The sequence below is a fragment of the Streptomyces sp. SP18BB07 genome (genome assembly GCF_036322545.1).
GTDB classification, from domain to species: Bacteria; Actinomycetota; Actinomycetes; order Streptomycetales; family Streptomycetaceae; genus Streptomyces; species Streptomyces deccanensis.
Window position 1 is genome coordinate 49,509 of record NZ_JAQYWT010000367.1, and the last position, 21,126, is coordinate 70,634.

19 protein-coding genes are annotated in these 21,126 nt (G+C 72.1%); 13 read left to right on the top strand and 6 right to left on the bottom strand.

What is annotated here, in order from left to right; genetic code table 11:
• Window positions 1-45: 45 nt before the first annotated feature.
• The gene (locus PUR53_RS43770) at window positions 46-660 is read right to left on the bottom strand and encodes a TetR/AcrR family transcriptional regulator (RefSeq protein WP_329912212.1); all 615 of its coding nucleotides are present in this window, start codon (window positions 658-660) and stop codon (window positions 46-48) included.
• A gap of 104 nt (window positions 661-764) precedes the next feature.
• Between PUR53_RS43770 and PUR53_RS43775 the strand changes: the two genes are divergently transcribed.
• Complete coding sequence (locus tag PUR53_RS43775) at window positions 765-1,676, top strand: alpha/beta fold hydrolase (protein ID WP_329912213.1); 912 nt, start codon at window positions 765-767, stop codon at window positions 1,674-1,676.
• 90 nt (window positions 1,677-1,766) lie between these two features.
• Here PUR53_RS43775 and PUR53_RS43780 read toward each other — a convergent pair whose 3' ends face one another.
• The 3 genes from PUR53_RS43780 to PUR53_RS43790 all read right to left on the bottom strand — a co-directional run bounded on the left by PUR53_RS43780 (window position 1,767) and on the right by PUR53_RS43790 (window position 6,613).
• Window positions 1,767-3,263: an FG-GAP-like repeat-containing protein gene (locus tag PUR53_RS43780; protein WP_329912214.1), complete on the bottom strand. Its 1,497-nt coding sequence runs from the start codon at window positions 3,261-3,263 to the stop codon at window positions 1,767-1,769.
• Between the two features lie 177 nt (window positions 3,264-3,440).
• Entirely contained in the window at window positions 3,441-5,609 is a 2,169-nt protein-coding gene (locus PUR53_RS43785; protein ID WP_329912215.1) for an ArnT family glycosyltransferase, read from the bottom strand.
• Window positions 5,610-5,809: 200 nt separating this feature from the next.
• A complete protein-coding gene (locus tag PUR53_RS43790) occupies window positions 5,810-6,613 on the bottom strand; it encodes an endonuclease I family protein (protein ID WP_329897302.1) in 804 nt (267 codons plus the stop codon).
• A 535-nt stretch (window positions 6,614-7,148) separates the two neighbouring features.
• On the opposite strand from PUR53_RS43790, the gene PUR53_RS43795 reads away from it, so the two are divergent.
• Complete coding sequence (locus PUR53_RS43795; protein WP_329912366.1) at window positions 7,149-8,507, top strand: phosphatase PAP2 family protein; 1,359 nt, start codon at window positions 7,149-7,151, stop codon at window positions 8,505-8,507.
• Here PUR53_RS43795 and PUR53_RS43800 read toward each other — a convergent pair.
• A complete protein-coding gene (locus PUR53_RS43800) occupies window positions 8,412-8,777 on the bottom strand; it encodes a DUF4180 domain-containing protein (RefSeq protein WP_329912216.1) in 366 nt (121 codons plus the stop codon). The two genes, PUR53_RS43795 and PUR53_RS43800, sit on opposite strands and share 96 nt — an antisense overlap.
• 128 nt (window positions 8,778-8,905) lie before the next feature.
• On the opposite strand from PUR53_RS43800, the gene PUR53_RS43805 reads away from it, so the two are divergent.
• On the top strand, window positions 8,906-9,889 hold the full coding sequence (locus PUR53_RS43805; RefSeq protein WP_443080435.1) for a serine hydrolase: 984 nt from the start codon (window positions 8,906-8,908) through the stop codon (window positions 9,887-9,889).
• 297 nt (window positions 9,890-10,186) lie between these two features.
• A complete protein-coding gene (locus PUR53_RS43810; RefSeq protein ID WP_329912217.1) occupies window positions 10,187-11,230 on the top strand; it encodes an esterase-like activity of phytase family protein in 1,044 nt (347 codons plus the stop codon).
• Between the two features lie 39 nt (window positions 11,231-11,269).
• Here PUR53_RS43810 and PUR53_RS43815 read toward each other — a convergent pair whose 3' ends face one another.
• Window positions 11,270-12,289: a LuxR C-terminal-related transcriptional regulator gene (locus tag PUR53_RS43815; protein ID WP_329912218.1), complete on the bottom strand. Its 1,020-nt coding sequence runs from the start codon at window positions 12,287-12,289 to the stop codon at window positions 11,270-11,272.
• Window positions 12,290-12,429: 140 nt separating this feature from the next.
• Between PUR53_RS43815 and PUR53_RS43820 the strand changes: the two genes are divergently transcribed.
• The 9 genes from PUR53_RS43820 to PUR53_RS43860 all read left to right on the top strand — a co-directional run bounded on the left by PUR53_RS43820 (window position 12,430) and on the right by PUR53_RS43860 (window position 21,121).
• Window positions 12,430-12,576 (top strand): hypothetical protein, encoded by a 147-nt coding sequence (locus tag PUR53_RS43820; RefSeq protein ID WP_329912219.1) that lies wholly within the window; start codon window positions 12,430-12,432, stop codon window positions 12,574-12,576.
• A gap of 314 nt (window positions 12,577-12,890) precedes the next feature.
• A complete protein-coding gene (locus PUR53_RS43825; protein WP_239754568.1) occupies window positions 12,891-13,079 on the top strand; it encodes a lysine biosynthesis protein LysW in 189 nt (62 codons plus the stop codon).
• Complete coding sequence (locus PUR53_RS43830) at window positions 13,076-13,963, top strand: RimK family alpha-L-glutamate ligase (RefSeq protein ID WP_329897296.1); 888 nt, start codon at window positions 13,076-13,078, stop codon at window positions 13,961-13,963. The genes PUR53_RS43825 and PUR53_RS43830 overlap by 4 nt, the downstream gene beginning before the upstream one ends.
• Before the next feature lie 306 nt (window positions 13,964-14,269).
• On the top strand, window positions 14,270-14,941 hold the full coding sequence (locus PUR53_RS43835) for a DegT/DnrJ/EryC1/StrS family aminotransferase (protein WP_329897295.1): 672 nt from the start codon (window positions 14,270-14,272) through the stop codon (window positions 14,939-14,941).
• Window positions 14,938-16,257, top strand: coding sequence for a DegT/DnrJ/EryC1/StrS family aminotransferase (locus PUR53_RS43840; protein WP_329912220.1), 1,320 nt, complete (start codon window positions 14,938-14,940; stop codon window positions 16,255-16,257). Before PUR53_RS43835 ends, PUR53_RS43840 begins: the two co-directional genes overlap by 4 nt.
• Window positions 16,250-17,323 (top strand): N-acetyl-gamma-glutamyl-phosphate reductase, encoded by a 1,074-nt coding sequence (gene argC, locus PUR53_RS43845; RefSeq protein WP_329912221.1) that lies wholly within the window; start codon window positions 16,250-16,252, stop codon window positions 17,321-17,323. The genes PUR53_RS43840 and argC overlap by 8 nt, the downstream gene beginning before the upstream one ends.
• A complete protein-coding gene (locus PUR53_RS43850) occupies window positions 17,320-19,311 on the top strand; it encodes a M20/M25/M40 family metallo-hydrolase (protein ID WP_329912222.1) in 1,992 nt (663 codons plus the stop codon). The genes argC and PUR53_RS43850 overlap by 4 nt, the downstream gene beginning before the upstream one ends.
• Window positions 19,308-20,150 (top strand): 1-deoxy-D-xylulose-5-phosphate synthase N-terminal domain-containing protein, encoded by an 843-nt coding sequence (locus PUR53_RS43855; protein ID WP_329912223.1) that lies wholly within the window; start codon window positions 19,308-19,310, stop codon window positions 20,148-20,150. The genes PUR53_RS43850 and PUR53_RS43855 overlap by 4 nt, the downstream gene beginning before the upstream one ends.
• Window positions 20,147-21,121 carry a transketolase gene (locus PUR53_RS43860; protein ID WP_329912224.1) on the top strand — a complete coding sequence of 325 codons (975 nt, stop codon included), beginning with the start codon at window positions 20,147-20,149 and terminating at the stop codon, window positions 21,119-21,121. The genes PUR53_RS43855 and PUR53_RS43860 overlap by 4 nt, the downstream gene beginning before the upstream one ends.
• Window positions 21,122-21,126: the final 5 nt, after the last annotated feature.

Here is a 21,126-nt window from a genome sequence, read left to right on the forward strand (position 1 = left end):
GTTCTCCGGGGGATCGGGGGCTCCGGGCGATCGGGGGGGACCGGGTCAGGGGCGCAGGCGTGCCGTCAACCCCTCGAAATAGCCGCGGTGTACGGCCGGTAGGTCCACCTGGTCGGGGTCCAGGAGCCAGAGGAGGTGGGCGCCCTCCAGGAAGGCGGCCACCTCTGTGGCCAGTGTCGTCGGGTTCACGTCCGGGCGGGCCGAGCCGTCCGATGCCGCGCGGGTGAAGAGGGCCGTCAGGTGGGCGCGGAGGGCTCGGCCCCGGTCGCGGAACCAGGTGTGCAGGGCGGTGCCGGGGGTCAGGTTCTCCGCCGTCAAGGTGGTGTGCAGGGCGGTCAGTTCGCGTTCGGCGGCTGCCGTGTGCTCCGCGTCCCGTACGAACCAGTCGAAGGCTTCGGCGAGGGTCGGCTCCGAGGTCGGGGTGGCCGACAGGCGGGCCAGGGCGCGGCGGTCGGCCTCCTCCAGGACCGCCCGGACCAGGCCGTCCTTGCTGCCGAAGTGGTGGATGAGGGCGGACGGGGTGACGCCTGCCTGTTCGGCGATCGCGGCGACGCCCGTGCCCCGTACGCCCTGTCGGGAGAAGAGCGTGATCGCGGCGTCCACCATCGCGCGGCGGCGCTCCACGCCCCGCTTCTGCACCTGCCCCTTGACTCCGGCCATGTGATCAGGGTGCCGGGCGCGGCGGTGAGGCGTCCACTTCGAAAAACCCGTGCGTGATCCGCACCGAGTCATTATCTTGAACGACCATGCAGGAAAATACAGAGATGGACGACGACGTCCTGGCCGGTCGCGAGCGGATCGTCCCCGTGGACGGCATCGAGCTGTGGGCCGAGGAGTTCGGCGAGCCGGAGCATCCGGTCGTGCTGCTGGTGATGGGTGCGCAGGCGCAGGGCGTGCAGTGGAACGACGGGATCGTGCGGCGGCTGGTGGACGGTGGGCGGCGGGTGATCCGGTACGACCACCGTGACACCGGGCGGTCCTCCGTCGTCGACTTCGCCGTGCGGCCGTACACCGTCGCCGACCTGGCCTCGGACGCGCTCGCCGTGCTGGACGCGTTCGGGGTGCGGCGGGCGCATCTGGTGGGGGCCTCTCTGGGCGGGATCATCGCGCAGCGGATCGCCGTCACCGATCCGGAGCGGGTGCTGACCCTGACGAGCCTGTCGTCCCAGCCGCTCGGTACGGACACGGCGGCGGTGGTGACCCGGGCCATGGCGGGGGAGCCCCCGGCGCCGGGTGAACTACCGCCGCCCAGCGCCGAGTTGCTGGCGGCGCTCGCCGCCTCCCTCCCCGATCCGGAGGCGGGCCTCGACGCGCACCTCGCCCTGCGGCTGCCGCTGTGGCGGGTGCTGCACGGCCCGGTGCTGCCGTTCGACGAGGAGGAGTACCGGGCCATGGAGCGGCGGGTGTTCGCGCGGGCGCGTGATCTGGCGGCCGGGTTCAACCACACGCTCGCCGGGGCGGCCGGCGGGGACGACACAGCGGCCCTGGCCTCCGTCACCGCGCCGACGCTCGTGCTGCACGGTACCGAGGACCCGCTGTTCCCGCCGGCGCACGCGGAGGCGACCGCCGCCGCCGTACCGGGTGCCAGGCTGGTCATGATCGAGGGGCTCGGGCACACCCTGCCGTCCGCCCTGGACGCCCGCCTGGCCGAGGAGATCCTGCGCCACACGGCCTGACCGGCGGCTCGCCGACGTGATGCGGCACTCGTACGGGCGCGGCGCGCGTACCCGGTGCCGCCGGGTGCGCGCGCCGCGATAGTTGCTCACTCAGCGCAGGGCCGCGCCGAACATCGCGTCCGTGGCCGGGCCCGCCACGTCGCCGGGGCCGAAGGCCAGGGCCGATGTGGTGGTCGGGCCGGTGGTGGTGCCGGGCAGGACCCAGACGGCGCCGTTGTCGCTGTTCTCGGCGGGGGCGCCCACGGCGAGGTCGGGGTGACCGTTGCCGTTGAGGTCCAGCAGGGCCGTGGTGGTACCGAACTTGTCGTCCGCCTCGGCGACCCCGGGGATCCCGGCGGTGTTCTGGTGGAAGACCTTCGTGCCGGCGCCCGTGACACCGGAGGCGGTGCCGGGGACGAGGGCGACGGAGCCGGTGTTCACGATGTCGTCGACATCCTCGTACGCGATGCCGAGCGCGATGTCGGCGTAACCGTCGCCGGTGACGTCGGCGACCGAGACCGCCGAGCCGACGAGGTCGCCCTCCTCCTGCGCGCCGGGGAAGCCGGGCAGGCTCTGGTCGAAGGTCTGGACGTTCGCCTGAGACGGGCCGGTGGGCGAGCCGTAGGCCACACGGACCTGGTCGGACCAGCCCTCCGCGCCCACGACCACGTCGTCGTAACCGTCACCGTTCACATCGCCGATGCCCGTGCCCGCCGGGTCACGGCTCGTGTCGTCCCCGGGCACCCAGCCGCGGGTGAAGCCCGAAGCGCCGCCCAGGAGCAGGCGGTTGCCCCAGGTGCCGTCGCCCGTGTAGTGCCACTGGACGATGTCGTCCCGGCCGTCGCCGTTGACGTCGCCCACCTGGCCGGAGACCACCGGGCCGGTGATGGAGGCCGGGCCGTTCTCGCAGCCGCCGCCGGTCGCGCAGGACGCGTCGTCCTCGTCCCAGCCCCACCACAGGGACTTGTCGAGGAGGTTCAGTACGGCGGCGGGCTCGCCCGCGCGGGAGACCGGGCCCTTCCACAGGGCCGCCGGGGCGCCCTCGGGGTCGTCGCCGCCGACGGACTGCGCGGAGAACAGCGCGAGGTCCGTCTTGCCGTCGCCGTCGAAGTCGCCCGCCTGCGGGGCCGCCCCGTACTGGGCAATGCTCGTGCCGCCGGTCAGCCCGGACGCCGAGCCCCAGACGATCACCGAGCCCGCCGTACCGCCCGCGATCACCAGGTCGCCGTAGCCGTCACGGTCCAGGTCGCCCTTGGTGAACGTCGAGCCGAAGCGCTGGTTCGCGGTGGCGGAGCCGGGGACACCGGTCGTCGAGCGGCTGATCAGCTTCTTGTTCGTGGGGGAGACGCCGCTCTTCGAGCCGTACAGGACGGCCACGTAGCCCGCCTTGGCCTTCCCCGAGATCGTGGCGTTCGGGGCGCCGACGACCAGGTCGGCGTACCCGTCGCCGTTGAAGTCGTCCGCCGCGCCCACCGTCGCGGGGGCCGCCGAGGCCGGGCCGAGCGACAGGGCGGTCAGCCCTCCGGCCAGCAGGACCACCGCTGCCAAGGGGGCGCTCACGCGTGCCGTGCGGGTGCTGCGTCGTGCTGCTGCTCGTGCTCGTGACATGCACGTGCCTTTCGGGTCGGTGGGGTCCGGCGTGGCGGAATCGCCGCGTCCATGTAGTCCGACTCGATAAAGGGTTCGCCGGTTGTACGTCCGAATGTCATGGGTGCGTAACTGCCGGGCCCCCTGGACGCGGCGACGTCCAGGGGGCTCCGGGTCGGGTACGGCCTCGGTGCTTGCCTACGTCACGTCCGACGGGTCCAGGCGGTACACACTCGCCGACGTCTCGCTGCCGCCGTACTCGCTCGCCGTCACCGCCGTGCCGTTCTCCTGTACCCAGGCGGTGACCTCGGAGCTGAGGGAGGAGTTGCCGTCGGGGCCGCCGCCCTCCCCCACGCTCGAATTCGCTCGCGCGGGGGGACCCCCATCGCCGCCGAGCTGGATGTAGTGCAGTTCGCCGGCCTCGACGAGTTCCTTGAGCTTGGCGAGGGTCATGGCCTGGTCGCTGCCTGACCAACCCCACATCGAGATGACGGGCTCGCCGCTGCTCAGGATGAGCTGGGCCGCGCTCTGCGAACTCGACACCGCGAGCAGCCACTTGGCGCCGTCCTGGTTCTTCTCCAGGTAGGAGATCAGCTCGCTGCTCGCACCGCCGCCCATGCCGCCGCCGCCCATGCCCCCACCGGGGCCGCCGCTCGTGCCGCCCTGCGGGGCCTGCCCGCCGCCCTGTTGCTGACCGCCACCCTGCGGGGCCTGAGTGCCGCCCTGTTGCTGGCCGCCGGGCGCTCCGCTCGGGGGCGTACCCAACCGGCCGCCGCTCCCCGCGCGGTTGCCGCCGCCCCCGCCGAAGCCGCCCATGCCGCTTCCCGTCGTGGGCCCGGCGGTCGGGTTCGTGCCGCCCATGCCCCCGCCGGTGGCGGAGAGTTCGGTGGCGGCGTACGCGGCCGGGCCCGCGACCGAGGCGACGATCGCGGCGGCGAGGGAGGCCGCCAGCAGGCGCAGCCGGGTGCCGGACGAGCCGGAGCGGAACACGACCAGGCCCGCGACCGCGACCACCATCACCACCGCGATCGCCGGCCACAGCCAGGTGTTCCAGTCGGTGGCCCGGCGCAGCAGGAGCACCGCCCACACCCCGGTGACCGCGAACGCGGCCGGCAGCACCCACAGCCACCGCCTGTCCGTGCGGAAGGCGCGCAGCAGCATCAGCCCGCCGCCCCCGCAGAGCGCCGCGATACCGGGGGCGAGCGCGGTCGTGTAGTACGGGTGCATCGTGCCCTCGGCCAGGCTGAAGGTCAGGTAGTGCAGGGCGGTCCAGCCGCCCCACATCACCAGCGCGGCCCGCGTGAGATCCGTACGCGGGGCGCGCCCGCACCGCACCAGCCCGCCGATGAGCGCGACACCGGCGAACGGGAGCAGCCAGGAGATCTGGCCGCCGAGGATGTCGTTGAACATCCGGCCGAGCCCCGCCGTGCCGGAGAAGCCGCCGCCCCCGCCTCCGCCGCCGTTGCCCTCGCCGCCGAGGATCCGGCCCAGACCGTTGTAGCCCATGATCAGGTTCCAGGCGGTGCCGTCCGTGGAGCCGCCGATGTACGGCCGGTCGGCGGCGGGTACGAGGGAGACGGCCGCCGCCCACCAGAAGCTGGAGACGGCCAGCGCCACGCCCGCGAGCGCCAGGTTGACGATCCGCTTCATCAGACCGGTGTCGGCCGCGTAGAGGTAGACGGCGAAGACGGCGGGCAGGGCGATGTAGCCCTGGAGCATCTTGGTGTTGAAGGCGAGGCCGAAGCAGGCGGCCGAGCCGAGCAGCGGCAGCAGCCTGCCGTTGTGCACGGCGCGCAGGGCGAGGGCCGCGCCGGCGACCATCAGGAACACGAGAAGGGTGTCGGGGTTGTTGTCACGGTTGATGGCGACCGTGATGGGGGTGAGGGCGAGCACCAGCGCGGCGACGGCCGCCGCGCCGTGGCCCCAGACCCGCTTCACGGACGAGTGCAGGATCCAGATCGTGCCGAGCGCGGAGGCGATCAGCGGCGCCATCATCTGCCAGGTGCCGAAGCCGAACACCCGGCACGACAGCCCCATCACCATCAGCACGAACGGCGGCTTGTCGACGGTGAGGAAGTTGCCCGCGTCCAGCGAGCCGAAGAACCACGCCTTCCAGCTCTGCGTGCCGCTCAGCACGGCCGCGCTGTAGAAGCTGTTCAGGCCGGAGGAGGACAGGTTCCAGGAGTACAGCACCCCGGCCAGGACCATGATCCCGATGAGCGCGGGCAGCGACCAGCGCGGCGCGGTCTCCGGCGGCCGTACGGGACCGACGGGCGCGGTCGGCGATGGCGGCTCGGTGCCGGCGGTGCCGCCCGGGCCGGCGGTGGTGTCAGGGGCGTGGGGACGTGGATCGGTGGCAGATGTCACCACTGCACCGTGCGGCGACGGCATGGGCGCGCACTGTGGCGTACCTGGCAGCGGCCTGTGAATTCGCGCAGGGCTGGGTAAAACAGGGCGGGTAAAACAGGGCGGGTAAAACAGGGCCGGGTAAGAGGGGCCGCTCTGCGACGCGGTGGACCCCCGGCCCGTACGGGGGCCGGGGGTCCACCGGGCTCGGCGGGCGGCGTCTACCAGATCGCCTCGACCCACTCGGGGTGGTCGATGAACGGGTTCCGGTTGCGCTGGTAGTTGGTGTAGATCAGCTCGTTGCGGCGCTCCTCGAAGGCGTCCGGCGGGTCCTCGTCGTTCCAGGCCTTCAGTACGGACAGGCGGCCGTGGAAGCGGGTGCCGCCGTTGGTGACGAGGTCGTTGGGCTCCAGGTTGGGCCAGCCGTCGTCGCCCTCGTACCGGACGGCCATGTAGAGGATCATGCGGGCCACGTCGCCCTTGACGGCGTCCCGGGGCTCGAAGGAGTTCGAGTCGTAGAGGCTGCCGCCGCTGTTGGTGAAGCTGCTGCCGCCGTTGTCGAAGTCGAGGTTGCCGCGGATGGCGTTGACCGTGACGTCCTCGGGGCGGAGGTGGTGCAGGTCGGTGCCGGGGCCGGCGGAGGTGCCGAAGTCGCCGTGCGACTGGGCCCACACGTGCTCGCGGTTCCAGTTGCCGGAGTTGCCGCCGTTGAGGGTCTTGCTGCGGGAGATGCCGCTGTAGAGCAGCTTCACGTTGTTGGTGTTGTTGGGGTCCTGGTCGGTGACCTTCAGGGCCTCCCAGACAGCCGAGTACGACAGCTTCGTCTGAGGGCTGATGATCGTGTGCAGGGAGGACTTCAGGGCCGTGCCGGTCTTGCCGATCGCGTTCGCGTAGTACGTGGCGTCGTAGGCGGTCGTCGTGGCCGAGGCGGGGGTGGCGGTGGCCGCCGGGAGGACGATACCGACGAGCACGGCCGACGTCGCGAGAGCGACCGACTTCCAACTGCGTATCCGCGCAGCGGGCATGAGGGGTGTCCCTTCCCAAAGGGCCGCGCAGGACGAGGAGTTGCTTCGGGGAGCCTCGTTCTACGCGGGTTGACTGTGTGGGTAACCGAGAGATTGGCATGGACGGGTCAGTCCATGTGTTACGAAGGGGAGGCGATTTGGTGACGTTATGGAGAACGAGGCAACCCTCGCGCCCCAACTCCCCTGCCTGTGCCCCGAGTCGAGGGGAGACCCTCATTGACGTGGGGATTCAGCCGTGCTGGGCGGTACCCCGGTGCACGGAGTTGGCCGGTATCGGGCAACCTTGACAGGCGATTGACAGTCTTCAATAGAGCGATCACGTCAGTCGTGGTCCGGTTCACCCACCCGTCACACACCCGTGCTCCACCCGCTCGCCCTTGCCCCGCCCACCCACCGGGAAGTCATGCTGCCCACCACGAAGAGACCTGGCCGACCGAACAAGGCAGCGGTCGGATAGGTGATATCCATAGCCTCGCGGGCCCTCCCGCGCATACGTAGTGCCTTCGCGTCCACCGCATGGCGTCGGCCGAGGGCGATTCTGTGGGCCGCGGTGACCCTCGTGGGCCTCGGATTCATTCTCGCGCTGGAGATCGTCACCCGGGGATACGGTCAGCCGGGACCGATCACCAATCAGGCGCGAGAAGTGGTGTTCGCCCCGAAATCGGGGCCGTTGCTGTACGCCGGCATGGCGCTGACGATGGTGGTGCTCACCTGGCGGCAGCGGTTCATCGCGCTCGGGGTCGCCCTCGGCATCGACCTCGTCTTCTTCCTGGTGCGATGGGCCCTCGACGCCGAGATGATGTTCGGCAACGGCGCGCTGTGGGTACTGCTCGGCTGCGCGGTCATCGCCGTCACCCGCCGTACCGGCCGTGAACGGACGCTGCTGCTCAAGGGCGTGGGTCTCGGCCTGCTGCTGGTGGCCGGCCGCAAGACCGGTGACGCCTGGCTGCTGATCACCTCCAAGACCCGCCCGACCGTGCTCGACCCGTACCTGGCCACCGCCGACCACGCGCTCGGCAACCCGTCGTGGGTGGTGGGCCGGATGCTCAGGGCCACCGGACCGGTCGGCTCCACCCTCCTCGACTGGGTCTACGTCCAGCTCGCGGTGGCCGCGGTCGTCGTTGCGCTCTATCAGCTGCGGCACGTGGGGATCGAACGCCGCTTCCCGCGCCACCACCTGGTGCGCACGTTCCTGGTGATCGGCCTCCTCGGGCCGGGCATCTACATGATCTTCCCGGTGGTCGGGCCCGTCTTCGCCTACGGCACGGGCGCGTTCGGCACCGGCGGCGAGCCCTGGGCACTGGCCGACCTGTGGCCCGGCACGGCCCCGCCGATCAGCCCCCCGCACTCGATGCCGTACGACGACATCACCCCGCGCAACTGCATGCCCAGTCTGCACACGGCATGGGCCACCGCGATCTTCATCCACTCCCGCCGGGGCCCGCGCGCACTGCGCCACGCGGGCACGTTCTGGCTCGTCGCCACGCTCACCGCGACGCTGGGATTCGGCTACCACTACGGCGTGGACCTCATCGCCGGTGTCGTCTTCACGGTCACGATCGAGGCGGCGCTGCGCACGATCGACCGCGGCTGGGACCGCTCGGGACTGCGGCTGGTCGCCCACGGCGCGGCGGTGTTCGTCGCGCTGCTGCTGGGCTATCGCTTTCTGCCGATGGAAATGGCCCGACACCCGTGGTTGTACGGGCCACTCCTCCTCCTGCTGATGGCCTCGGTGGTGTACGGCTTCTTCCGGCTCGACCAGCGATGGGCGGCGGCGGCGGGGCCGGGGCTGGGTGCCTCAGCCCTTGAGGCGCTCCCGCAGCTCGCCGACATCCGCCAGGAACCAAGTCTGCCGGTTGCGGTTGCACTCACGGACGAAGTCCGCCAGCGCTGAACTGGCCGCCGTGTACCGGGAGATGTCACCGACGACGGCGAGGCCGACCCGGTACTGCACGAACTTCTGGATGATGTCGCCCGCGACGCGGGTGCTCAGCCGGAAGAACCGCTCGTCGAACCGCTCGACGGGGACGACGACCCATGCGGCGCCCTGGTACCCGGCATCACCGATGAGGTCCAGGGCGTCGCTCTCACCCCCGATCGACACGCCCTCGGCGGCGCACATCAGGACGGGCACGTCGTGGATCGTCTGCAGGGTGGTGGTCATGGGGGCCGAGGCTACCGGCCCACCAGAAGAAGGGAACTGAGGTACAACTATCGATCGTCCTTACGAGTCGACTGTGGTGAACCCGTCAGAGGCGGGTTCCAGTCGCTCAAGGGGATGGGACAGGTTTGATGACTCACCGGATATCGGGGGTATCCCGGGTGTCGCCGGCGTCCAGACGGGCGCGTGTGGTCGCTGCGGGCATCGGGGCCGGGATGGTCCTCACGTCGGCGGCGGCGGCGTTCGCGCCGGCCGCGGTCGCCGCGCCGCAGGTCAGTTGTACGTCGAAGCAGGCCGGACTGGCCGACAAGCTGAAGAAGGACATCACGGCGGCGCTGGCGAAGCGGAAGGGGACGGTGGCGGTCGGCCTGTACGACCGCGCGACCAACACCACCTGCACGCTGCGCGGGGACAGCGCCTTCGACTCGGCCAGCGTCGTGAAGGTGACGGTGCTCGCCGCGCTGCTGTTCGACGCCAAGAAGACGAACCGGTACCTCACCGACCGTGAGACCAAGCTCGCCACCGCCATGATCACCAAGTCGGACAACGCCTCCACCAGCACCCTGTGGAAGCAGCTCGGCGTGAAGAAGATCCAGGCGTTCCTCACCGCCGCCAAGATGACGCAGACCAAGCCGGGCGCGAACAACTACTGGGGCCTCACCCAGATCACCGTCCGGGACGAGCAGCGGCTGCTCGCACTGCTCACCGCGAAGAACACCGTCCTGAGCGACAACGCGCGCGCGTACGTCCTCAAGCTGATGAACAAGGTCGTCACCGGGCAGCGCTGGGGCACCCCGGCCGGGGCGCCCTCCAGCGTGAAGGTGCACGTCAAGAACGGGTGGCTGTCCCGCGCCACGCACGGCTGGCGGGTGCACAGCGTCGGCACGTTCGTGGGCGGCGGACGGGACTACACGATCACCGTCCTCACCCACGGCAACCCCGACATGCAGTACGGCGTGAACACGATCCAGGGCGTCGCCAAGGCCATCCACAAGGATCTCGTGCCCGCGCCGAAGACGGCCTCGGGGGCGACGGTGAGTGTGGAGCGGTACGTGCCCACGGACCGGCCGCAGGAGGCGACGGTTCCGGTTCCGGAGGCGGGGGGCGCGCAGTAGCTCGGGGGTGAGGGTTCACCGGCGACTGCGGGTCCGGTGGGGCTTCTCGCGCAGTTCCCCGCGCCCCTTGAGGGCCGCAGGCCCTCAAGGGGCTGCGGCCCTTTCGGTCCGAAAAAGCACGGGGCGCAGCCCCTGCTTTTTCAGGGGCGCGGGGAACTGCGCGACCAGCCCCCACCGGACCCGCACCCGCCGGTGAACCCACCTCCCCGAGCCATGAGGCGCCCCCACTCCGGATGACATCCGGACGTTCACGGTGACGCCATCTCCGTATCACCGGCGGCGCCCTACCGTGGCGCCATGCCTCTGAGAACCCTGCTCGCCACGCTCACCGCAGGCCTGGCGGCGGCCACGACCACCCTCGCCGCCGCCGGACCCGTCCACGCCGACTCGCCCTCGCGGCACGCCTGTTCGTCGTCCGTGTCGATCGAGGGCTACTCCGACGCCCTCGACAAGACGACGTACGCGGGCACCTTCGTCGGGAACTTCTCCGGCCTCGCCGTCGACCGGGACGGCTCGCTCCTCGCCGTCTCCGACCGGTCCGCCCTCTTCACCCTCGACCGCCGCACCCTCGCGCCGAAGGACGTCCTCCCGCTCGCCACGGAGACCGGTGCCGCGCTCGACTCCGAGGCGCTCGCCGTCGACCGGGACGGCACCCGGCTCATCACCTCCGAGACCGAGCCGACCGTACGGCGCTACGACCGGCGGGGCCGGATCGTGGGCAGCCTGCCCGTGCCCGACGCGCTGAAGGTCGCCCCGGTCGGCCGGGCGGTCGCCAACCAGACCTTCGAGGGGCTCACCCTCCTGCCCGGCGGCCGCACCCTGCTCGCCTCGATGGAGGGCACGCTCGCCGGGGACACCGCCGGGGTGGTCCGCCTCCAGACCTGGCAACGGCACGGCGGCGCGGGGGACTTCAGGCTCGCCGCCCAGTACGGCTACCGCGTGGACACCGGCCTCGGCGTCGTCGAGGTGGCCGGCCTCCCGGGCGGACGGCTGCTCGTCCTGGAGCGCGGATTCACCGCCGGCGTCGGCAACACGGTCCGCCTCTACGCCGCCGACACGCGCCGCGCGACCGACACCGGCGACGTCGCCGTCCTCACCGGCCAGGACGACGGCGTCCGGCTCGTCCGCAAGACGCTCCTCGCCGACCTCGTGAACTGCCCCTCCCTCGGTGCCACGGCCAAGCAGCCCCAGCCGAACCCACTGCTCGACAACATCGAGGGCATGACCGTCACCGGGGCGGCGCGGTCCGGGGGCCGGCTGGAGGTGCTGCTGGTCAGCGACGACAACCAGAACGCCGTCCAGACGACCCGCTTCTACTCCCTCAGGGTCCGGGCCGCCTGAGCCACGCCCGGACGCCCGCAGGAGCCCACACCCGGACCGTCAACCCCGCCTTTCGCAGCCGCAGTCGGCCGCCGCCACCCCGTCCTCCAGCAACCCGCTCCTGGCCGTGAGGTAGGCGAGCTGGGCGCGGCTGTTGCTGCCGAGCAGGTCGCCGACCTTCTTGAGGTGACTGGCGACCGTACGGGGGCTGATGCCCAGCCGGCTGGCGATGGCCGCGTCGGTGTAGCCGTCGACCATCAGGCGCAGCACATGCAGCCGGGTCTCGTCGGTGAGGAGCGCGGGGCGTTGCTGGTCGTGCTCGTAGACGACCGGCCTCGCCCGCTCCCAGGCGTACTCGAAGGCGGAGACCAGGAAGTGCACGACGCCCGGGTCGGTGACCTTGAGGGCGTGGGTGCCGTGGTCCTTGCCCATGTCGGGGATGAACGCGACGGACCGGTCGCAGATGATCATCCGGTCGAACACCTCGTCGACCGTGCGTACTTCGACGCCCAGGTCGGTGACCTGCTTGATGTAGTCGAGGGTCGGTCCGTGGGCGCGGATGGTGTGCTGGTAGAGCGTGCGCTGCTTGACGCCCTTGCGGTGTGCCTCCAGGGTGCGCGGCAGGGCTTTGACCAGGACCTCCTCGGGGCGCCTGCCGCCCGGGTGCGCGGTGAGCAGTTCGATCCGCGTGCCCCGGATCGCCTCGTCCAGCGCGGCGGTGATCGCCGGCGCGGGCGTGAGCCGCTGGGACGACTCGCTCTCCTTGCGGCGGGCGGTGCGGTAGACGCTCTCCGCCTGCGACATCGACGCCCGTACGGCGGCCAGGGCCTGCTGCTGTTCCAGGATCACCCGCTCCCTCGGGTGCGCCAGCGCCGCCGTCGCCACCGAGGGCGGGATCGGTACCAGCGTCTCCGGGTCGTCCACCGCCGGGGCCACGAGCCCGAACGCGCTCACACAGCCGGGCGCGTCCGTGCGCGGGGCTCTTCCCGCCAGCAGTGCGCTGCGATAGAACTCGATGCCCGCGCCGCATAGCTCCGCAGGGTCGTCGCCGCCCCCGGGTATGTCCGACTCACCGCACATGCCATCCCCCTTCAGAATCCTGCAGTGCACGATCATGACCCCTGCAATCACTTCCGGCAACTGGCCGACCACGGCATGCTCTTCGTGTGGGCAGCGGCGAAGATCCGCGAGTCCGAGAATTCTTCTGGGGGGTACGAGAAATGAAGTACATGTGCAGAATGGCCGGGGCGCTCGCGTTTGTCGCCGCCGCGGTACTGACCCTTTCTGTCGCCGCGGAGACGGCCGAACGCACCACGGTCGCGAGCGCCCAGGCGTCCAACGCGCCGGGCGACCCCGGCTGGCCCTGAGTTGACGTCACCGGCCCGGTCAACGCGCGTAAAGCACATGCGAACCGCGCGTAGAGCGTGCGTGGCGATCGCACAGTGCTCACCCGTCGCGCACGGAGCGTTCGCATGACACCGGGGCCCTGTCCGGTCGTTGACGAACCGTCAAATGACGTGCCTACCGTGTGGTTTGGCAAAGAAAGCGGTTGACGGCAGAGCCGTCCGGCCGGGTCGAGGCCCCATGCGCGGTCCATTCGATGTCCGGTGAATTCCGGCTGCCGGTTCACGGGTTCCGGCAATTCGGTTTCACATTGAACGAACGAGGGAGTCCAAGGAAAATGACCACCGCCATTGCCGCACCGAAGTGCCTGGTGTGCGACACCGAATTCGAGGTCCAGGAGGACTGGGAAAAGGGGGAGATCACCGAGTGCACGGCCTGCGGCCAGGAGCACGAGGTGGTCGAGAAGGCCGCCGCCGGCGTGCGGCTGGACCTCGCCCCCGAGGTGGAAGAGGACTGGGGCGAGTGACGACCGCCGATCAGGTCCTGCTCTCGGTGACGATGCTGCGGCCCGAGGAGAAACTGCTCCTCGCGGCGCTGCGGGCCGAGGGGCTGACGGCTCGGCCGTTGCTGACGGAGGATCTGGCGGAGGTCGTGGCGGGCCGCACCGGCGGCCCGCCCGCTCTCGCCGTGATCCGCAACCTGTCCCACCGGGACGCCATCGGCGTCTCCCGGCGGCTGGAGTACGCCGGGGTGACCACCCTCAACCGGTCCTCCGTCATCGAGGCCTGCAACGACAAGGGGCTGCAGTCGCTGCTGTTCGCCCGCCACGGCATTCCGCATCCGGTCACCCGGCACGCCTTCAGCTACGACCAAGTGCGGGCCGCCGTCGACGAGTTGGGGATACCGGCCGTTGTGAAGCCGGTGAGCGGCTCGTGGGGGCGGGGTGTCACCCGGATGGCCAACGCCGAGTGCGTCGAGGCGTGGGCCGGCGGGCGGGAGTCCGCGGACGCGGGCGGGAAGCTGTTTCCCGTCGTCGTCCAGGAGTACGTCGACAAGCCGGGCCACGATCTTCGGGTCGTGGTGGTGGGGCGGACGCCCGTGGTGGCGATCCAGCGGGTGTCGGAGGACTGGCGGACGAACACGCATCTGGGGGCGCGGGTTCAGCGGGTCGAGGTGAGCGCCGAGATCGGGGAGCTGTGCCGGCGGGTGGTGGACGTGCTGGGGCCCGGGTTCTACGGGGTGGATCTGGTGGAGGACCGGAGGGCTGGGGAGCTGCTGGTTCTCGAGGTCAACGCGAATCCGGAGTTCGCCAAGTCGTCCGCGGAGCATGGGGTGGATGTGGCGGGGTTGTACGCGGCGTATGTGGCTGAGCGGGTGGCTGCGCCCGCCGGTGCCGCCGCCGTCGTCTAGGGCGCCTTTTCTCGCCCCCGCCGCCCCTACCCGTCCCATCCCCAAGGGCTGCGCCCCTTCGACCCCCCGCGGTCGGTGGTCGGCCGCGGGTTCGGTGGGGGTTGCTCGCGCAGTTCCCCGCGCCCCTGAAAAGCAGGGGCTCCGCCCCGTGCTTTTCAGGCCCGCAGGGCCTGGCGCTTTTAGGGGCGCGGGGAACTGCGCGAGAAGCCCCACGCACCCGCACCCGCCAACGGACCCGCACCCACCGAACCCTCAGGCGCCCCCATCCCCTCCTCACGCCATCACATCAGAGAGGCCCTACGCCCTATGGAACTGTTCGACACCGCCACCGTGCTCACCCGGGTTCTGACCTCGGGCGTGGTGATGAGCATCGAGAAGAGTGACCGGGAGCTGCCCGGTCTGGAACGGCTGTTGACGAAGAAGACGCGGCGGAGCAAAGCCGTGCTGCTCAACAGCCGGACCGGGGCGATACACGCCGCGTTGGCCGGTCAGGGGATCGGCCACGGGGACAGCGTCGCCCTCGCGGAGCCCGACGCGGAGACCGCCGCGTTCCTGGCCTGGCTGGGCGTACGCGTGACGTCGTACGACGAGCCCGCCGCGTACGACCACCTCGCGCTGGACCCGGCCAACGCCCACCGGCTCGGCGAGCTGGCCGCGGGGTCCACCGCGCCGGCGCTGGTCGTCGACCTGACCGGCCTCGGCTTCGGCCCGGCCGCCGCCGTGCTCACCGACGACCCGAAGCTCTGGGCCCGCGCCGAGCGGCTGAAGATCTTCGGCGCCTACGACCTGCGCACGATGTGGACGCAGGAGGAGGCGGACGCCGACCTCGTCCCCGGCGTGCAGTTCAACTACCGGCTCAGTCCGCTGGTCGCCGCCTGCGTACGGATGGCCCTCACCCAGGCGGCCCAGACCCAGGCGGCCCAGACCCACAGCGCCCAGACCCGCCCCGTCGCGACCTCCGGAGCGAACCAGTCATGATCACCGACTTTCCCGACGCGCCGCTGCCGCTGCCGAATCCGGCCGACCTCGACGACGAACTCGCCGCCCTCGGCGGCGCCGAGATCATCCCCAAGACACAACGCCGCACGCTCTTCCCCGTCATCACCAAGGAAGACGTGTTCAACCTGATGCTCGCGCAGCGGCAGGCGCCCGAGAAGGTGGTCGGCGACTTCGCCGAGGCCTACCGGGCGTATGTGGGCGCCGGGTTCGCGCTGCCCACCGCCAGCGGCACCTCCAGCCTGCACATGGCGCTCGTCGGCGCCGGGGTGCGGCCCGGTGACGAGGTCATCGTGCCGGCGTTCACCTTCATCGCCACCGCGCAGGCGGTCGTCGCGGCCCACGCCGTCCCCGTCTTCGTCGACGTCGACCCGGTCACGTACTGCATGGACCCGGCCGCCGCCGCTGCCGCGATCACCGAGCGGACCCGGGCCCTCATGCCCGTGCACGTCCACGGGCTGCCCGCCGACGTGCCCGCGCTGCGCGCCCTCGCCGACCGGCACGGCATCGCCCTCGTCGAGGACGCCTCCCACGCCCACTCCGCGAAGATCGGCGACCGGGTCGCGGGATCGTTCGGGGACGCGGCGGGGCAGAGCCTGATGGCCGACAAGAACTTCCCGCTGGGCGGGGAGGGAGGTATCGCCTTCTTCGCGACCGAGGAGGCGTACGAGCGGGCCGTCTCCTATCTCGCCGAGCACGGCATCGACTACGGCATGTCCTGGGTCGCCGCCGCCTTCGGTAGCAGCCAGCTCAAGCGGCTGCCGTACTACGACCGGATCCGCGCCCGCAACGCGGCGCTGCTCGGTGACGCCCTGCGCGGGACGGGGCTGTTCACACCGCCGCACGTCCCGGACGGGCACGTCCACGCCTACAACATGTACCGGATCACCCTGCACCCCGAGGCGGTCGGCCTCGACGACCTGCCCGTGCACGCCGTCAAGGAGGCCGTGCACGAACTGCTGGTCGCCGAGGGCGTGCCGGCCCGGGAGTGGCAGAACACGCCGATCCCGTGCCACCTGCCCTTCCGGCACCGGGACGGGTTCGGCAACGGCTACCCGTTCAGCCTCAACCCCGGCGCCGTGCGCGACCACCGGCCGGAGGACTTCCCCGTCACCCTCGGCATGCTCGACTCCACCCTCGTCCTCTGCCGCGAGCTGCGCTCCCCGGTCGAGTACGAGCGGATCCTGCGCTACGCCGACGCCTTCCGCAAGGTCGCCCGCCGCCCCGACGCCATCCGCAAGCTCGTCCAGGAGCGCGACTACGTGCGGCCGTACGAGAAGGCGGCCCGCCTTGGCTGACATCCAGAACCCCGACCGGAGGATCCGCGTCGCCGTCATCGGCGCCAGCGGCTACACCGGGGGAGAGGTCATCCGACTGCTCCTCGAACACCCGCACGTCGAGCTGGCCTTCCTGTCCGCCGAACGGGCCGCCGGTGCCGCCATCGGCAGCGTGCACCCGTGGCTGCGCAACCACCCGAAGGCGGGCGGGCTGAGGTTCCGGCCGCTGGCCGAGCTGGCGGACACCGAACCCGTCGACATCGCCTTCGGCTGCCTGCCCACCGGGGCACTGCCCGAGCGGCTGCCGCTGATCGCGGCGCACGCCAAGCGGGTGCTGAACCTCGGCGGCGACTTCCGGCTGCGGACCGAGGACGAGGTGCGGGCGCACTACCCGAAGACGGCCGAGCACCCGCCGCTGGAGGACTTCGCCTACTACGTACCGGAGTTGAGCGGCGACGTGCCGGAGGGACGGTTCGTGAACCTGCCCGGCTGCATGGCCGTCACCACGATCTACGCCCTGTACCCCCTCTTCGCCGGAGCCGAGCCGCTCGCCACCGACCGGGTCGTCGTCGACGCCAAGACCGGCTCGACCGGCGGCGGCCGGGGCGGCAGCGAGCCGCCCGCCGAGCGCAGCGGGAACTTCCGGGTGCACAAGCTGTACGGGCACCGGCACGCGCCCGAGGTCCGGCAGGCCATCGCCGACTTCACCGGCGCGGCCGTGGACCTCCGGTTCTCCACGCACAGCCTGGACGTGGCCCGGGGCATCCTCGTCACCGCGTACGCCGAACTCCGCGACGGCGTCACCTCGTTGGACGTCAAGCGGGCCTACGCCAAGGCGTACGTCGGCAAGCCGTTCGTCCGGGTCCGCCCGGCGCCGAAGGCCCCGCAGGACTTCCCGATGCTGAAGGCGGTCGTCGGCTCCAACGTCGCCGAGGTCGCCATCGCCGTCCAGGGCGGTCAGGTCGTCGCCGTCGCCGCCCTGGACAACCTGATCAAGGGCGCGGCGGGCCAGGCCGTCCAGGCGATGAACCTGATCCACGGCTTCGACGAGACCTCCGGCCTGCCGACCACGGCGGTGTCCCCATGACGACCCAGCTGGAACGCCCGGTGACCACCGCACGAACCGCCCCGGCCCCGGCCGCCGCCCCCGAGGCGCGTGCCGGATCCGCTTCCGCCCCCGCCCGTCCCGCCCACCGGTCCACCCGGCCCCTCTACGTCGTCAAGGCCGGCAGCGCCACGCTTGATCGCGGCACCCTCCACAAGGAGCTCGCCGATCTGGTGGCCCGGGGCGCCCGGGTGCTGCTCGTGGCCGGTGGGGCCACCGGGATCGAACGGCACTACGCGGCGATCGACCGGCCGATGCCGCACCTGCGGCTGACCAACGGGGACCTGGTGCGGTACTGCCCGCCGGAGGAGATGACGCACCTGGTCGACGCCTACGAGCGGGTGACGCTGCCCGCCGTGGAGCGGGAGCTGCGCGCGCTCGGGATCACGGTGTTCACCTCCGTCGCCGCGCGCGGCGGGCTCGTGAGCGGCAGGGCCAACCGGCCGCTGAAGGCGGTGTCCGGCGAGGGCCGGACCCTGGTCGTGCGCGACCACCGGGCCGGCGTGCCGACGGACGTCGACGTCGACGGCCTGACCGCGCTGCTGGAGGCGTACGACGTCGTCTGTCTGTCGCCGCCGGTCGCCGACCCGGCGGGCGGCGCCCCGCTGAACGTGGACGCCGACGTGCTCGCCGCCGTGCTGACCGGCGCGCTCGGCGCCGACCATCTGCGGCTGGTCACCGGCACCGCCGGACTGCTGACCGACCCGGACGTCCCCGACTCCACGCTGTTCGACGCCTATCCGGGCGAGGGCGCGAAGTACGCGGGCGGCAGGATGCGGCAGAAGGTGCGGGCCGCCGAGATCGCCATGCGCGACAGCGGCGCCGACATCGCCATCACAGGTCCGCACACGATGGGCGCACCGTCCGGCTGGACCCGCTTCTGGCGTACGAAGGAACCGGCGGCCGACCTCGGGCTCCTCACCCGGATCGCCTGCGTGCCGTCGGTGTCGCGGGACGAGGCCGAACTCGCCGCCTACCTGGCCGAGTGGTGCCGGGAGCGCGGTATCGACGCCCATGTCGACGAGGTCGGCAACCTCGTCGCCACCCGCGGCGACGGCCCCCGGCGGCTGCTCCTCCTCGGCCACCTCGACACGGTCCCGCACCACTGGCCGGCCGAGTGGCGGGACGGCGAACTGTGGGCGCGCGGCAGCGTCGACGCCAAGGGCAGCCTGGCGAACTTCCTGGAGGTGCTCGCCCACGCGGACATCCCCGAGGACGCGCAGCTGCGGGTGGTCGGCGCGGTCGAGGAGGAGGTCTCCTCCTCCAAGGGCGCCTTCCACGTCCGCGACCGCTACCCGGCCGACGCCGTCGTCATCGGCGAGCCCAGCGGCTCGGGGACCCTGACCCTCGGATACTTCGGGCTGTTCAAGCTCCGGATCACGGCGTCAGTGGCCAGCGGCCACTCCGCCGGGATGGACGCCGTGTCCGCGCCGGACCACCTCATCGACGTCCTCGGCCGGATCCGGGCGTCGGTGCTCGCCGAGGCGCCGGACGCGCTCAGCGCGGTCATCGACGTCCACGTGGAGAACGGGCGCGAGCGCTCCACGGCCGTGGGGATCCTCAACTTCCGGGTGCCGCCGAAGGTGGACGTGGAGGCGCTCACGGCCGCCGCGCTGGGCCACGCCGCCGACGACGTGCGTGTCGAGGTGCTGCGGGCCACGCCGGGGCACGCCGGAGGCCGCGCCGGCGCGCTGGTGAAGGTCTTCACCCGGGCCTTCGCGCAGGCCGGGATCAGGCCCCGCTTCGTGGTGAAGAAGGGCACGTCCGACATGAACACGCTGGCCACCACCTGGCACGACGTCCCGATGGTGGCGTACGGCCCCGGCGACTCCTCCCTGGACCACACCGACGAGGAACGCATCGACCCCATGGAGTACCGCACCGCCCGCACTCTCCTCGCCGACGCGATCCACCGCTGGTTCGCCCTGCCGGCCCAGCCCGCCCTGCCCGACGAGGGGAGCCGACGATGACCACGGCCGTACTCGACGCGCTCCGGGCCGCGGACGACGACCCGGCCGCCCCGGCCGACCTCGTGGCCACCCTCGCCGGACGGGCCGTGCAGGCCCGGCGGTTGGTGGTCGACATGGCGGCGAGTTCGCGTGGGTGTCACCTCGGGGGCAGCCTCTCCGTGCTCGACATCCTGATCGCCGCCCTGCACCGGGCCTCCGCCGGCGACGGCACCGAGGTCGTGCTCAGCAAGGGCCACGCGGCCGCCGGGCTCTACGCGGCCCTGCACGTCAGCGGGGCCCTGCCGGAGAACCCGGCCCCGCTGTACGGCCTCGCCGGTCACCCCTACACCGGCCACCCCGGCCCCAAGGTGCCCGGCGTCCGCTTCCCCACCGGCAGCCTCGGCCACGGCGTCCCGTACGCCGCCGGCTGGGCGCTCTCGCAGCGGCTGCGGGGGCGGCACGGGCTCGGCATCGCCGTCGCCGGGGACGGCGAACTGCAGGAGGGCCTGGTCTGGGAGACCTGCCAGGTCGCCGCCGCACAGCAGCTCGGCAACTTCGTCCTCGTCGTCGACCGCAACGGCGGCCAGAACGACGGCATGGTCGCCGACATCTCCCCGCTGCCCCGGCTCGCCGAGCGGTTCGCCGCGTTCGGGTTCGACGTCACCGAGGTGGACGGCCACGACCTGGGCGCCCTCACCGCCCTGCTGGCCGAGGACCGCACGAGCGCCCGCCGCCCCCTCGCCGTCGTCGCCGACACCGTCAAGGGCAAGGGCGTACGCGCCGTCGAGGGCAAGGCCGCCTGCCACTACGTGACCATCGACCAGGCGCGCGCCGCCAAGTGGAAGCGAGCGATCCGATGAGCCCGACGGCAACCGCCGCGCCCGAGCGGCCGACGCCCGACACCGACGAGCGACCGGTGACCCTCTCCGGCCGCGACGCCTACCGGGACGAGCTGACCCGGCTCGCCGCCTCCGACGACACGATCGTCTGCCTGGAGGCGGACCTGGGCGGCAAGGGACACCCCTTCCAGGCCGCCCACCCGGAGCGCTTCTTCAACCTCGGGATCGCCGAGGGCGCGATGGTCGACATGGCGGCGGGGCTCGCGGCCGGCGGCCACAAGCCGTTCGTCAGCACCTTCGCCCCGTTCGCCGCCCTGCGCGCGGCGGAGAGCCTGAAGCTGACCCTCGGCTACCTCGCCGCCGGGGTCACGGTCGTGGCGCCGTACGCCGGTGTCTCGGGCGCCTGGTTCGGGACCACCCACCACTGCCTGGAGGACCTGGCCATCCTGCGCAGCGTGCCGGGCGTGACCATCGCGGCGCCGTACGGGGACGCGGAGATGCGCGCGGTGGTCCGGGAGGCCGTCCGCTCCGGACGTCCGCACTACATCCGTACGGGACGCAACGCGAGGTACGAGTCCCTGCCGGTGAACGGCGCCGAACTCCCGCTCGTGAACTGGGAGTTCACCGCCGACGACCCCGGCGCGGTCTGCCTCGTCTCGGTGGGCGAGGAGGGCACCCGCCTCGCCCTCGCCGCCCGCCGGGCCGCGCCCGGCACCGCGCACGCGCACCTCACCTATCTGGACCACGAGAACCTGACGCCGGCCGCCGCCGAACTCGCCCGCCACCACTCCCGGTTCGTGGTGGTGGAGGAGCACCGGGGCCAGGGCGGAGTCGCCGAGGCCCTCGCCCTGCTGCTGCCGGCCTGCCGGGTCACGTCCGTGAGCGCGGACCGGAGCTGGCCCTCCGAGGGCGGCGACCACGAGGAGGTCATGGCCGCGCTCGGCCTGGACCTGCCCGCCGTACTGGACGCACTGGACCGCGCCGCCCGCTGACCGCG